Below are 12,169 nucleotides of genomic sequence, written 5' to 3' on the forward strand. Positions count from 1 at the left end.
AACAGAAACCCCCGGTTCGCCGGGGGTTTTGTCGTTTGCGGACTGGTCGACGCGTCGTCGGTCGGGACGCGCCGCGGACACCGATCACCCCGGTCGCAGGCACCGCCTCCATCGAAGGGTGGAGCCCGCGTTCCATCCAATGGGCGATCCGGGTTCGGGCGCCGCTCGATGGACTGGGACGCATGAGATCTCCGCGCGTGCACAGACCCTTGTCCCAACGATTGACCTCGCGGGGCGGTGCCTGGATCTCCCTCGGGATCGTGCTGCTGATCATGATCGCGATGTTCGGCGCGTTCGGCTCGGCGAAGGCTCCCGCCAAGAACGAACAGGCGCCCGCAGACGCGGAATCCACGCGCGTCAGCGCGCTGCTGGATCGCTTCCCGGATGCGGACCGTCCGTCCGTGCTCATCGTCGCGTCCCGCGCCGATGGGGCGGCTCTTACGGCGGCGCAGCGGGAGGAGCTGGCGTCCCTGCGTGCGGCGCTGAGCAGGGGCGGTGCCGCCGACCCGGGCAGGCCGATGGTGAGCGAGGACGGAAGGGCCGCGGTCCTCGTCGTGCCCGTCGACGCCGGTACGACGACCGCCGAGTCCGCCAAGGCCGTCGACACGCTGCGCACCGCGGTGCGGGAGCACGCCCCGCGGGACCTGACCCTGCAGGTGACGGGGGGTCCCGCCTTCGGCGCGGACATCGCCGCGGCGTTCGACGGGGCGGACCTCACGCTCCTGCTGGTCACGATCCTGATCGTCGCCGTGCTGCTCATCCTCACCTACCGCTCGCCGCTGCTGTGGATCCTGCCGCTCGTGGTCGTGGCGCTGGCGGACGGCCTCGCCGGACGAGTGACCGCGGCGGCGGGCGCGGCATGGGGTCTGCAGTTCGACGCGGGCATCATCAGCGTCCTCGTCTTCGGGGCGGGCACGAACTACGCCCTTCTGCTGATCTCGCGCTACCGCGAGGAGCTGCACGACCGCGCCGATCACCGGATCGCGCTCTCCGTCGCGTGGCGCAGGACCGCGCCGGCGATCCTCGCCTCGAACGTGACGGTCGTGCTCGCCCTGCTCACGCTGGTGCTCGCGGTGATCCCGGGAACGCGGGGTCTCGGCATCTCCTCGGCGATCGGCCTGCTCATCGCCCTCGCGGCCGTCCTGCTCCTGCTCCCGCCGCTGCTCGCCGTCTGCGGGCGGGGCGTGTTCTGGCCGTTCGTGCCGCGCCCCGGTGCGCCGAGGCGGCAGGGCACCGTCTGGCGCAGGGTCGCATCCGGCGTGACGCGGCGTCCCGTCAGGGCGCTCGTCGCCGGGGGCGTGCTGCTCGCCGTCATGGCGTCCGGTCTGCTCGGCACGAGCATCGGACTCGATCAGCTCGGGAAGTTCCGCGTCCCGACGGAATCTGCGGCGGGCCTCGAGGTCCTCTCCGCGCACTTCCCGCCCGGTGAGGCACAGCCGATCCTCGTCGTCACGAAGAGCGCCCACGCCGATGCGGTCACGGCCGCGGCCGAGAACACAGAGGGGGTGGTCCGGGCAACCGCGGCAGGCACCACGGACGACGGCGCCCTGACCAAGGTCGTCGTGACGAGCGCCTACGCCCCCAGCTCTCCGCGGAGCCTCTCGCAGATCAGCGCGTTGCGCGAAGCCGTGCATGCGGTTCCCGGCGCCGATGCCCTCGTCGGGGGCGCTGTCGCGACCGATGTCGACGCCCGCGCGGGCGCTCAGCACGATCTCTGGCTCATCGCCCCGGTGGTGCTCGCGGTCAGTTTCCTCGTGCTCCTCATCCTGCTCCGCTCACTCGTCGCCCCCGTCGTGCTGATCGCCGTCAACCTCGCCAGTGCGGTCGCCGCGATCGGCGCCGGGGCCTGGTTGAGCAGGGTCCTTCTCGGACAGCACGCTCTCGACCTCCCCGTGCCGCTCCTCGCGTTCCTGTTCCTCGTGGCGCTGGGGATCGACTACACGATCTTCCTCGCGCACCGCGCCCGCGCCGAGTCCGCGGACCACGGGACGCGCCAGGGGATCGTCGAGGCGGTCGCGCACACGGGTGGGGTGATCACCAGTGCAGGGATCGTCCTGGCAGGCGTGTTCGCCGCACTCGGCGTTCTGCCGCTCGTCACGCTCGGACAGCTGGGCCTGATCGTGGGGGTCGGCGTGGTCGTGGACACCCTCGTCGTGCGGACCGTGATCGTCCCTGCGATCTTCGCGCTGCTGGGCGACCGGGTCTGGTGGCCGGCACAGCTGCGCAGGGCCGGGTCGGATGAAGTCCGGACCGTGGCGCCGAGCGAGGTTCGCGCCTGATCCGTCCCGCGCGGTCACGGAGCCGCCGTGCGATCTCGATCGCCGGGCATCGTGACCGCGCGGGAGTCAGGAGCGCGCCGCGCGCTTGACGTCTTCGTACGCGGCGAGCGCGGCTCTGCGGGTGTCGGCGAGGTCGACGAGAGGCTCGTCGGGCGCGTCCGCCGCCCAGTGCGAGACGTACAGCCCGTCGGGATCGAACTTCTTCGCCTGCAGTTCGGGATTGAAGATCCGGAAGTAGGGGGCGGCGTCCGCGCCGGATCCGGCGACCCACTGCCAGTTGAACGGATTGCTCGCCTCGTCCGCGTCCACGAGCGTGTCCCAGAACCACTCCTCGCCGTGACGCCAGTCGATGAGCAGGTTCTTGATGAGGAATGAGGCCGCGACCATCCGCACACGATTGTGCATGTAGCCGGTGGCCCAGAGCTCGCGCATCCCTGCATCGACGAGGGGGATGCCGGTGTCGCCGTGCTGCCACGCCCGCAGATGGGACGGTCTGAGGCGCGGCCAGGGGAAGGCGTCGAACTCGGATCGGAGGTTCTTGGTCGCGAGGTGCGGGAAGTGGTAGAGCGTGTGCCAGGCGAATTCGCGCCAGCCCAGTTCCGACAGGAAGCGTCCCGACCCGTCTGCGCCCACCGCGTCGTGCCACACGGTGAACGGGCTGATCTCCCCCCAGCGCAACGCGGGGGAGAGCAGAGAGGTCGCGCCGGCCGACGGTTCGTCCCTGGCGCGGTCGTAGGCGGTCAGATCCTCGTCGAGGAAGGTGCGCAGACGACGCCGTGCCGACAGCTCGCCCGGCTCCCAGGCTTCCCGCAGCCCCGCGGCCCAGTCGGGCTTCGCGGGCAGGAGCGCCCAGTCCGCGAGCGTGTCGGATGCCGGGGTGCGCGCGGCCCCGGCGATCTCCCGCGGCTCGGGCAGCGGCCGGCGAGGAGCGGGCAAGGCGAGACACGCCCGCCAGAACGGGGTGAAGACCGAGAAGTGCGTGCCGGCACCGGTCTGCACGGTCCACGGTTCGTGCAGCAGCGAGGCGGCGAAGGAGACCGCCTCGAGACCATCGTGGCGGAGCGACTCCTTGAGCGCCGCGTCGATCCGCCGCTCGGGGCCGCCGTAGCGTCGGTTCCAGAAGACCGCATCGACGCCGGACTGGGCGACCACCTCGGGGACCACCCTCTCGGCGGGCCCTCGTCTCAACATGAGCGTGGCGCCGTGCTCTCGGATCCGCTGACCGAGTTCGGTGAGGGAGTGGTGCAGCCACCAGCGCGCGGCCCCACCCAGGGGACGCACGCCGGGCGATTCCTCGTCCAGTACGTAGAGGAGGACGATGGGCTCGCCGCGATCCACAGCCGCGCGCAGAGCGGGGTTGTCGGCGAGCCGGAGGTCGTCGCGGAACCAGACGAGGGATGCAGAGCCCATGCAGGCATTGTCGGGCCACGGCGGGCGCGGGCACAGCCCGTGGCGCCGATGGCTCCGGGCGTGGTAGCGCGGCCGGCGGCCTCTCGAGCCCGTCTGGCTGAGTAGTCTGAACGCATGCGGCGAGGCGCGACGATCGGGATCTGCGCGGCCGCAGGCGTCGTGAGCTTCCTGATCTGGGGCGAGATCGTCTCGGCGCGGGCCAGCCGTCGGGGGCTCCGCCCGGCGTCACCCGGCGCGCCGCTCGTCGTGCTCGTGCTCGGGTACGGCAACAGGGGCGAGCGTGCGAACGCGGTCAACCGTTACCGGGCCCGTGCCGCCGTACGCACCGCGACCGGACCGGACGACGTCGTGATCGCCTCCGGCGGGTCCGTGCAGGGGACCAGAGCGGAGGCGCGGATCCTCGCCGACGCGATCGAGGAACGGGGCTTCCGCGGCCGGATCCTGGTCGAGACGTCGAGCCGATCCACGCCGGAGAACATCGAGAACTCGATCCCGCTCCTGGAGCGCGCGTCGCAGATCGCGGTCGTCTCCAACTCGCTGCATGCGGAGCGTGCACGAGCCCTGCTGCGCGCACGTCGCCCGGATCTCGCGGAGCGGCTCGTGCGCGGTGAGGAGTACCGCTTCGGCGAGATCCCGGTGATCAAGGCGGTCGCGGCGGCCATGGCACGGCTCGAACGCTGGCGCCCGTGGCGCCGCGGGCGTGCGGCTCTCAGCGGTCTGCGCCATCGCCGCGCGGTCCTGAACCGCGGCGCCGAGCGCGCGGCGTAGGATTCACCTATGGACTTCGCCCGGCAGACCCGCACGACCTCGGTCGTGGTCGCCGGCACGCGAACGCTCAAGGCCTGAGCGGGCAGGGCGCGATCGCGCCCGAAGCTGAGTGCCGAGACCATCGCTTAACAGGAGAACTCCCTTGTCAGAGAACCCCGTGTCCGAATCCGCCGCGCCTGCATCGGCCGCGCTCGTCTATCCCTGTGACGGCTTCGCGCTGTACGGGGCCGACGGGCCCTACAGCGATCGTTCCGTGATCGCGATGCTGGTGAACGGCGAGCAGAAGGATCTCGCCACGCTCGTCCACGAGGACGACGTCGTGGAGCCGATCCGGATCGACAGCCCGCTCGGGCTCGCGATCCTGCGTCACTCGGCCGCGCACGTGCTCGCCCAGGCCGTGCAGCGCATCAAGCCGCAGTCCACCCTCGGCATCGGGCCGCCGATCACCGACGGCTTCTACTACGACTTCGGAGTGGACACTCCGTTCACGCCCGAGGACCTCAAGGCGATCTCCAAGGAGATGCAGCGCATCCAGCGCGAGGGGCAGCGGTTCGTGCGTCGCGTCGTGACCGACGAGGAGGCGCGGGCCGAGCTGCACCGCGAGCCCTTCAAGCTCGAGCTGATCGGGTTGAAGAGCCCGTCCGCATCCGGCGCGGAGGTCGCCGAGGGAGCCTCCGTCGAGGTGGGCGAGGGCGAGCTCACCATCTACGACAACGTGTCGAAGGACGGGGAGGTCGTCTGGAAGGATCTCTGCCGCGGTCCGCACCTGCCGAACACGCGCCTGATCGGCAACGGCTGGGATCTCACCCGTGTCGCCGCCGCGTACTGGCGAGGCAGCGAGAAGAACCCGCAGCTGCAGCGCATCTACGGCACCGCGTGGCCCACCAAGGACGAGCTGCGGGCGTACCAGGAGCGCCTGGCGGAGGCCGAGCGTCGCGACCATCGCCGCCTCGGGGCGGAGATGGATCTCTTCTCGTTCCCGGACGAGATCGGATCCGGCCTCGCGGTGTTCCACCCCAAGGGCGGGATCATCCGCTACGAGATCGAGCAGAACCTGCGCCGCCAGCTTCTCGCCAACGGCTACGAGCTCGTGAACACGCCGCACATCACCAAGAAGGACCTGTTCCAGACCTCGGGGCACCTGCAGACCTACGCCGACGGCATGTTCCCCCCGATGCACCTGGACGAGGTCGTGGACGGCGAGGGCAACATCACCAGGCAGGGTCAGGACTACTACCTGAAGCCGATGAACTGCCCGTTCCACAACCTCATCTTCCGCGCCCGCGGGCGCTCCTACCGGGAGCTTCCGCTGCGCCTGGCGGAGTTCGGTACCGTCTACCGCTACGAGAAGAGCGGCACCCTCTCCGGCCTCACCCGGGTGCGCGGTCTCACCCAGGACGACGCGCACATCTACGTCGCGCAGGATCAGGTCAAGGAGGAGCTCACCACGAACCTGGAGTTCGTGCTGAAGCTCCTGCGCGACTACGGGCTGAACGACTTCTACCTCGAGCTCTCGACCAACGAGGAGGGCAACCCGAAGTTCCTGGGCGAGCCGGAGCAGTGGACCGAGGCGATCGACACGCTCCGCGAGGTGGCGCTCGCCTCGGGGCTCGAGCTCGTGGCGGATCCCGGAGGCGCGGCGTTCTACGGTCCCAAGATCTCGGTGCAGGCGCGCGACGCGATCGGCCGCACCTGGCAGATGTCGACGATCCAGCTCGACTTCAACCAGCCGGAGCGGTTCGAGCTGGAGTACACGGGACCGGACGGTCTCAAGCACCGCCCCGTGATGATCCACCGTGCTCTGCTGGGCTCCGTGGAGCGCTTCTTCGCGATCCTGCTGGAGCACTACGCCGGCGACTTCCCGCTCTGGCTCGCCCCGGCCCAGGTCGTGGGCGTGCCCGTCGCCGACGAGTTCGCGCCCTACCTCGACGACGTCATCGGTCGGCTTCGCGCGGCCGGGATCCGTGCCGAGCTCGACCACTCCGACGACCGGATGCAGAAGAAGATCCGCAACCACACGACCGCGAAGGTGCCGCTGATCCTCATCGCCGGCGCCCAGGACCGCGAGGCGGGAACCGTCTCGTTCCGGTTCCGCGACGGCACCCAGGAGAACGGCGTCCCGATCGCCGACGCCCTCGCCCGCATCCAGGGCGCCGTCGCCGCGCACACGCGGGTGATGACCGCCGAGGACCTCGCGTGACGGACGCGTCGGAAGGATCCGCGGTCGCCGGCGACGTGCCCGCGGATCCGTTCGCGAGGCTGGAGGACGCCGCGCATCTCGCCGGCGTCCCCGACGAGTTCCAGCGGCTCTGGGTGCCGCATCGGATGACCTACATCGAGGCCGGCCCCGAGCCGCTGCGCGAGCAGTGCCCGTTCTGCGAGGCGCCGAAGCATCCGGACGAGGAGCGCCTGATCGTCGCGCGCGGCCGGACGTCCTATGTGCTGCTGAACCTCTTCCCCTACAACTCCGGCCACCTGCTCGTCTGCCCCTACCGCCACATCGCCACGTACGACCAGGCGACGCCGGAGGAGGTCGCCGAGATCGGCGCCCTCACGCAGACGGCCATGCGCGTCCTGCGCGCGACATCGCACTGCGACGGCTTCAACATCGGGATGAACCAGGGCGCGGTCGCGGGCGCCGGCGTCGATGCGCACCTGCATCAGCACGTGGTCCCGCGGTGGACGAGCGATGCGAACTTCTTCCCGATCATCGCGAAGACCAAGGCGCTCCCGCAGCTCCTGGGAGACGTGCGCAACACCCTCGCGGCCGCGTGGCCGCAGGACTGACTCCCGGGGCGTCGAGCGAGCCCAGCCGGGCGGCACCCCCTGGCGGTCGTTGAGCGAGTCCCGCCGGGCAGCACCCCTTAGGGGTCGTTGAGCGAGCCCCGGCGCAGCCGGAGCGAGACGAAACGCCGCGAGACGGCCGCGCCGTCTCAGCGCACCTGGCGTGCTTCGAACTGCTGCGGCGGGTTGGCGTAGAACTCCTGCGCCGGCACGAGCTGCAGTTCGCGCGCGCCCGACTCCAGGGTGAGACGGAGGAGCTCGTACACGCTGGACACCGTGCGCTCGAGCGCCAGCTTGGCATCGCCCGTCTCCACGTAGTGCGCCGTGAACAGCGCGGCGGTCACGTCGCCGGATCCGTTCGCCTTCATCGGAAGGTGGGGCGTCGCCACCAGCCACGCGCCCTCGTCGTCCACGGCGAGCATCTCGATCGTGCCCTCGGCGCGATCCGGTCGCTCCACGCTCGTGACGAGGACGGTGCGCGGACCCATCGCGCGCGCGGCGTCGACCGAGGCGAGGGTCGACTCCAGGGTGTCGGGCTCCGTGTTCGTGAGGTAGCCGAGCTCGAACTGGTTCGGCGTGATGATGTCGGCGACGGGAACGACGCGGTCGCGCAGCAGCTCGGGGATCGCGGGGGCGACGAAGCACCCCGACTTGGCATTGCCCATGACCGGGTCGCAGGAGTACACCGCCGCGGGGTTGGCGGCCTTGACCCGCGCCACGGCGTCGATGATGACGTCCGCGATGCCCTCGCCGCCCTGATAGCCGCTGAGCACGACATCGACGTCGCCGAGCACGCCGCGCTCCTCGATGCCTGTGATGACCTCGCGCACGTCGTCGGGCGCGATGAGCGGCCCGCGCCACGCGCCGTAGCCCGTGTGGTTCGAGAAGTTCACGGTGTAGACGGGGAGCACCTCGACGCCGATGCGCTGCAGAGGGAACACGGCGGCGGAGTTGCCGACGTGTCCGTAGGCGACGGCGGACTGGATCGAGAGCACGGTGAGCATTCCTCGATCCTCTCATTGGTGCGCGAGGAACCGCACACTGTCTCGGGCGGAAAGAGCATCGGAGCAGACAGCGTATGATCTGTCCTATGACAGAAACTTCCCCTGGAACGACCACCGGCACCGGACGGGTCAAGCGAGGCCTCGCGGAGATGCTCAAGGGCGGCGTCATCATGGACGTCGTCACCCCAGAGCAGGCCCGCGTCGCCGAGGACGCCGGCGCCGTGGCGGTCATGGCGCTCGAACGGGTCCCGGCGGACATCCGCGCCCAGGGCGGCGTCTCCCGCATGAGCGATCCGGACATGATCGACGGGATCATCTCCGCCGTGTCGATCCCGGTCATGGCGAAGGCGCGCATCGGTCACTTCGTCGAGGCGCAGGTGCTGCAGGAGCTCGGCGTCGACTACATCGACGAGTCCGAGGTGCTCTCGCCCGCCGACTACGTGAACCACATCGACAAGTGGGGCTTCGACGTGCCGTTCGTCTGCGGTGCGACCAACCTCGGCGAGGCGCTGCGCCGCATCACCGAGGGCGCGGCGATGATCCGTTCCAAGGGCGAGGCGGGAACCGGTGACGTCTCGGAGGCGATGAAGCACATCCGCACCATCCGCGGCGAGATCGCACGCCTGACCACCCTGTCCAAGGACGAGCTGTACGTCGCCGCCAAGGAACTGCAGGCGCCCTACGAGCTGGTCGCCGAGGTCGCCGAGAAGGGTGCGCTCCCTGTCGTCATGTTCGTCGCCGGGGGAGTGGCCACTCCCGCCGATGCCGCGATGATGATGCAGCTGGGCGCCGACGGCGTCTTCGTCGGATCCGGCATCTTCAAATCCGGGGATCCCGCGGCTCGCGCGGCGGCGATCGTCAAGGCCACCGCCGCCTACGACGACCCCGCCGTGATCGCCCAGGTCTCGCGCGGACTCGGCGAGGCCATGGTCGGCATCAACGTGGCAGACCTTCCCGCGCCGCACCGTCTGGCGGAGCGCGGCTGGTGACAGCCCCCGTGCGGATCGGCGTGCTCGCGCTGCAGGGCGATGTGCGCGAGCACGCCGCGATCCTCACCGCGCTCGGGGCGGAGGCGGTGCCCGTCCGCCGCCCCGAGCAGCTCGACCGGATCGACGGCCTGGTGCTCCCGGGCGGCGAGTCCAGCGTGATCGACAAGCTGTCGCGGATCTTCGGTCTGCGCGATCCGCTGCGTGCGCTCATCGCGGACGGTCTGCCCGTCTACGGGACGTGCGCCGGGCTGATCCTGCTCGCGGACGAGATCGAGGGCGCGATCGACGGGCAGCTCACCTTCGGCGGGCTCGACGTCACCGTGGCGCGCAACGCGTTCGGCGGACAGGTCGAGTCGTTCGAGACCACGCTCACGATCGCCGGCATCGAGGGCGAGGTCGAGGCGACCTTCATCCGTGCACCGCTGATCACCCGGGTCGGACCGCGGGCCACCGCGATCGCGACCCTTCCCGACGGTGGCGTGGTCGCGGTGGAGCAGGGGAGTCTGCTCGGCACGAGCTTCCACCCGGAGATGAACGGCGAGACGCGTCTGCACGCCCGGCTGCTGCACCTGGTCGAGGCACGCCGGTCCGCACGCGCCGCCTGACCCGCCCCCGTCGGGCACAACGCAGGAGTTGCGGTCGGAACACCGCCTCACGGCGGTCCGGCAGGCCCAAAACTCCTGCGTCGTGTCGCGGGCGGAGCAGTCGGCGACGACGAGGATGGCCGATTCGTTAGAATGGACGATGCCCTGGCGGGATGAGCCCCGGGGCGGATAGAGCGGGAGACATATGTCCGGGCATTCCAAGTGGGCCACGACGAAGCACAAGAAGGCCGTCATCGATGCGCGCCGTGCGAAGTCCTGGGCCAAGCTCATCAAGAACATCGAGGTCGCGGCGAAGCTCGGCGGCCCCGATCAGGCCGGCAATCCGACGCTGTTCGACGCCGTGCTCAAGGCCAAGAAGACCTCCGTCCCCAAGGACAACATCGACCGCGCCATCAAGCGCGGCGCCGGCATCGGCGGCGAGTCGGTCGAGTACTCCTCGATCACGTACGAGGGCTATGGCGCGAACGGCGTCGCGCTGATGATCGAGTGTCTGACCGACAACAAGAACCGGGCCGCCGCCGAGGTGCGTACCGCGCTGAGCCGCAACGGCGGCACGCTCGCCGATCCCGGCAGCGTCGCGTACAACTTCACCCGCAAGGGCGTCATCGTCGTCGAAGGCGAGAACACCACCGAGGACGACGTCATGATGGCGGCACTCGAAGCCGGCGCCGAGGAGATCGAGCCGCATGCGCAGGGCTTCGAGATCATCACCGAGGCCTCCGACCTCGTCGCGGTGCGCAGTGCGCTGCAGGATGCCGGCATCGAGTACGAGTCCGCGGACGTCGAGTTCGTGCCGAATCTCAAGGTCGAGGTCGATGCCGAGACGGCGCGCAAGATCTTCCGCCTGATCGACGCCCTCGAGGACAGCGACGACGTGCAGAACGTCTACGCCAACTTCGATCTCACGCCCGAGGTGCAGGCCGAGCTCGAGAACGACGAGTAGGCCGCATCCCGAAGAGACCCCGATGGCCGCGCCGCAGATCGTCCCGTACGACCCGGCGTGGCCATCGCTCGCGGAAGACTGGATCGCGCGTCTGCGAGGGGTGCTCTCGCCTGTCCTGGGTGAGAGCGCGTGGATCGAGCGCATCGGTTCGACCGCGGTGCCGGGGCTGGCTGCGAAGCCCTTCCTCGATCTGCAGCTGACTCTGACGGAGCTGCCGGAGGAGCGGCGGATCCGCCAGGCGGTGCTCCCGCTCGGGTTCGCGCGGGCACGCGGAGCGCGTCCGACTCGCCCGGCGTCGATCACGACACGCTCCGGCCAGGATCGGATCCCGCCCATCACGACAGTTCATGGACGAGGCGCAGGCGCGGATGGGCTGGCACGCTCCGGGCTGATCGACGGCGTCGGAGGGCTGCGTTTCGCGCGTGGAGCCCGGTTTCCGGACGCCTCGCGCGCCGAGAGGCGCTGTGCCCCGAACACCGCGACCAGCATCACCACGATGCCGATGGCGCTCATCGGGGTCAGACGATCATGAGCGACGAAGACGCCGAAGAGCGCGGCCCACACCGGTTCGGTGCCGAGCAGCAGTCCGGCGTGGGTCGCGGAGGTCGCCGCGATGCCCCAGGTCTGGATCACGAACACGACAGCGCCGGCCACGATCGCCAGATACAGCAGCGCGAGCAGTCGAGGAGGCGTCATGCCGGCGAAGAAGGCGCCGACGGGAGTGCCGCGAACGGGGCACAGCGCCGCGAACACCACTCCGACGGTTCCGAGCTGGATCGCGGTGAGCCGAGTGGGGTCCATCGGACGGGCCGCCTGCAGGGCGCTCGACGCGGTGACGTGCACGACCCGCGCGAGCGCGGCGCCCAGGATCAACAGGTCGCCGAGACCGGGAGCCGAGAGCGTGTGTCCGCCGGCGATCAACCACGCTCCCATCATGGCGACCGCGCACAGGGCGACGATGACGCCCCGCAGTCGCGTGCGACGAACCGCTGCTTCGGCGAAGGGCACGAGCACGATGCACAGGGCGATGAGGACGCCCGCGTTGGTCGCACTCGTCAGGGCGACGCCGTACGTCTCCAGGGCGAAGACGATGCTCAGCGGGAGACCCAGGAGAACCCCGGTCCGCCATTCGGCGGGCGTCGGGCGCCCCCTCCGACGCGCCATCGCGAAGAGCGCGAGCACTGCCGCCGAGAGGAGCATCCGTGTGGCGATGAGGGCCGGCGCGCCGTCGGGATCCGGGAGGAGTTGCTTGACGACGAGATAGGTCGAGCCCCAGCAGACGGCGCCGAGCAGCAGCAGCGCGTCGTGACGGCGGACGGCGAAGGAGCGGGGGAGGACGGGCACCGTCTCAGCCTCGCTGTTCGTGAATCATCAGACCAGATAGCGA

General features: G+C 70.3%; 10 protein-coding genes and 1 pseudogene. 8 read left to right on the forward strand and 3 right to left on the reverse strand.

Annotation, left to right across the window (positions count from 1 at the left end):
• Positions 1-182: 182 nt before the first annotated feature.
• Positions 183-2,279 (forward strand): MMPL family transporter, encoded by a 2,097-nt coding sequence (locus Q0P88_RS02055; protein WP_295010624.1) that lies wholly within the window; start codon positions 183-185, stop codon positions 2,277-2,279.
• Between the two features lie 66 nt (positions 2,280-2,345).
• On the opposite strand, the gene Q0P88_RS02060 is transcribed toward Q0P88_RS02055, so the two are convergent.
• Entirely contained in the window at positions 2,346-3,689 is a 1,344-nt protein-coding gene (locus Q0P88_RS02060) for a deoxyribodipyrimidine photo-lyase (RefSeq protein WP_295010625.1), read from the reverse strand.
• Between the two features lie 114 nt (positions 3,690-3,803).
• On the opposite strand from Q0P88_RS02060, the gene Q0P88_RS02065 reads away from it, so the two are divergent.
• The 3 genes from Q0P88_RS02065 (at position 3,804) to Q0P88_RS02075 (ending at position 7,244) form a co-directional block, all read left to right on the forward strand.
• Positions 3,804-4,457: a YdcF family protein gene (locus Q0P88_RS02065; RefSeq protein ID WP_295010626.1), complete on the forward strand. Its 654-nt coding sequence runs from the start codon at positions 3,804-3,806 to the stop codon at positions 4,455-4,457.
• Between the two features lie 262 nt (positions 4,458-4,719).
• Entirely contained in the window at positions 4,720-6,657 is a 1,938-nt protein-coding gene (gene thrS / locus Q0P88_RS02070) for a threonine--tRNA ligase (protein WP_295010776.1), read from the forward strand.
• Between the two features lie 35 nt (positions 6,658-6,692).
• Positions 6,693-7,244 (forward strand): HIT domain-containing protein, encoded by a 552-nt coding sequence (locus Q0P88_RS02075; protein WP_295010779.1) that lies wholly within the window; start codon positions 6,693-6,695, stop codon positions 7,242-7,244.
• A gap of 146 nt (positions 7,245-7,390) precedes the next feature.
• Here the strand turns inward: Q0P88_RS02075 and pdxY are convergent, their stop codons facing one another.
• The gene (gene pdxY, locus Q0P88_RS02080; RefSeq protein WP_295010627.1) at positions 7,391-8,245 is read right to left on the reverse strand and encodes a pyridoxal kinase PdxY; all 855 of its coding nucleotides are present in this window, start codon (positions 8,243-8,245) and stop codon (positions 7,391-7,393) included.
• 86 nt (positions 8,246-8,331) lie between these two features.
• Here pdxY and pdxS point away from each other — a divergent pair, with 86 nt between their 5' ends.
• The 4 genes and pseudogenes from pdxS to Q0P88_RS14060 form a co-directional block, all read left to right on the forward strand.
• Positions 8,332-9,234: a pyridoxal 5'-phosphate synthase lyase subunit PdxS gene (gene pdxS, locus Q0P88_RS02085; RefSeq protein WP_295010628.1), complete on the forward strand. Its 903-nt coding sequence runs from the start codon at positions 8,332-8,334 to the stop codon at positions 9,232-9,234.
• Positions 9,231-9,839 carry a pyridoxal 5'-phosphate synthase glutaminase subunit PdxT gene (pdxT, locus tag Q0P88_RS02090; protein WP_295010629.1) on the forward strand — a complete coding sequence of 203 codons (609 nt, stop codon included), beginning with the start codon at positions 9,231-9,233 and terminating at the stop codon, positions 9,837-9,839. The genes pdxS and pdxT overlap by 4 nt, the downstream gene beginning before the upstream one ends.
• Positions 9,840-10,023: 184 nt before the next feature.
• Positions 10,024-10,782: a YebC/PmpR family DNA-binding transcriptional regulator gene (locus Q0P88_RS02095; RefSeq protein WP_295010630.1), complete on the forward strand. Its 759-nt coding sequence runs from the start codon at positions 10,024-10,026 to the stop codon at positions 10,780-10,782.
• Positions 10,783-10,804: 22 nt separating this feature from the next.
• Positions 10,805-11,095 (forward strand): annotated as a pseudogene (locus Q0P88_RS14060) (GrpB family protein); the annotation flags it as partial.
• 32 nt (positions 11,096-11,127) lie between these two features.
• Here the strand turns inward: Q0P88_RS14060 and Q0P88_RS02100 are convergent.
• A complete protein-coding gene (locus Q0P88_RS02100) occupies positions 11,128-12,126 on the reverse strand; it encodes a DMT family transporter (RefSeq protein ID WP_295010631.1) in 999 nt (332 codons plus the stop codon).
• Positions 12,127-12,169 lie beyond the last annotated feature (43 nt).

The sequence above is a fragment of the uncultured Microbacterium sp. genome, from assembly GCF_945952435.1.
Classification (GTDB): Bacteria; Actinomycetota; Actinomycetes; order Actinomycetales; family Microbacteriaceae; genus Microbacterium.

Bases quoted from the DNA above. Each gene is read 5' to 3' on its own strand.
- Q0P88_RS02060 (WP_295010625.1), bottom strand. From the start codon at position 3,689: ATGGGCTCTGCATCCCTCGTCTGGTTCCGCGACGACCTCCGGCTCGCC.
- thrS (WP_295010776.1), top strand. From the start codon at position 4,720: ATGCTGGTGAACGGCGAGCAGAAGGATCTCGCCACGCTCGTCCACGAG.
- pdxS (WP_295010628.1), top strand. From the start codon at position 8,332: ATGACAGAAACTTCCCCTGGAACGACCACCGGCACCGGACGGGTCAAG.
- Q0P88_RS02065 (WP_295010626.1), top strand. From the start codon at position 3,804: ATGCGGCGAGGCGCGACGATCGGGATCTGCGCGGCCGCAGGCGTCGTG.
- Q0P88_RS02095 (WP_295010630.1), top strand. From the start codon at position 10,024: ATGTCCGGGCATTCCAAGTGGGCCACGACGAAGCACAAGAAGGCCGTC.
- pdxY (WP_295010627.1), bottom strand. From the start codon at position 8,245: ATGCTCACCGTGCTCTCGATCCAGTCCGCCGTCGCCTACGGACACGTC.
- Q0P88_RS02055 (WP_295010624.1), top strand. From the start codon at position 183: ATGAGATCTCCGCGCGTGCACAGACCCTTGTCCCAACGATTGACCTCG.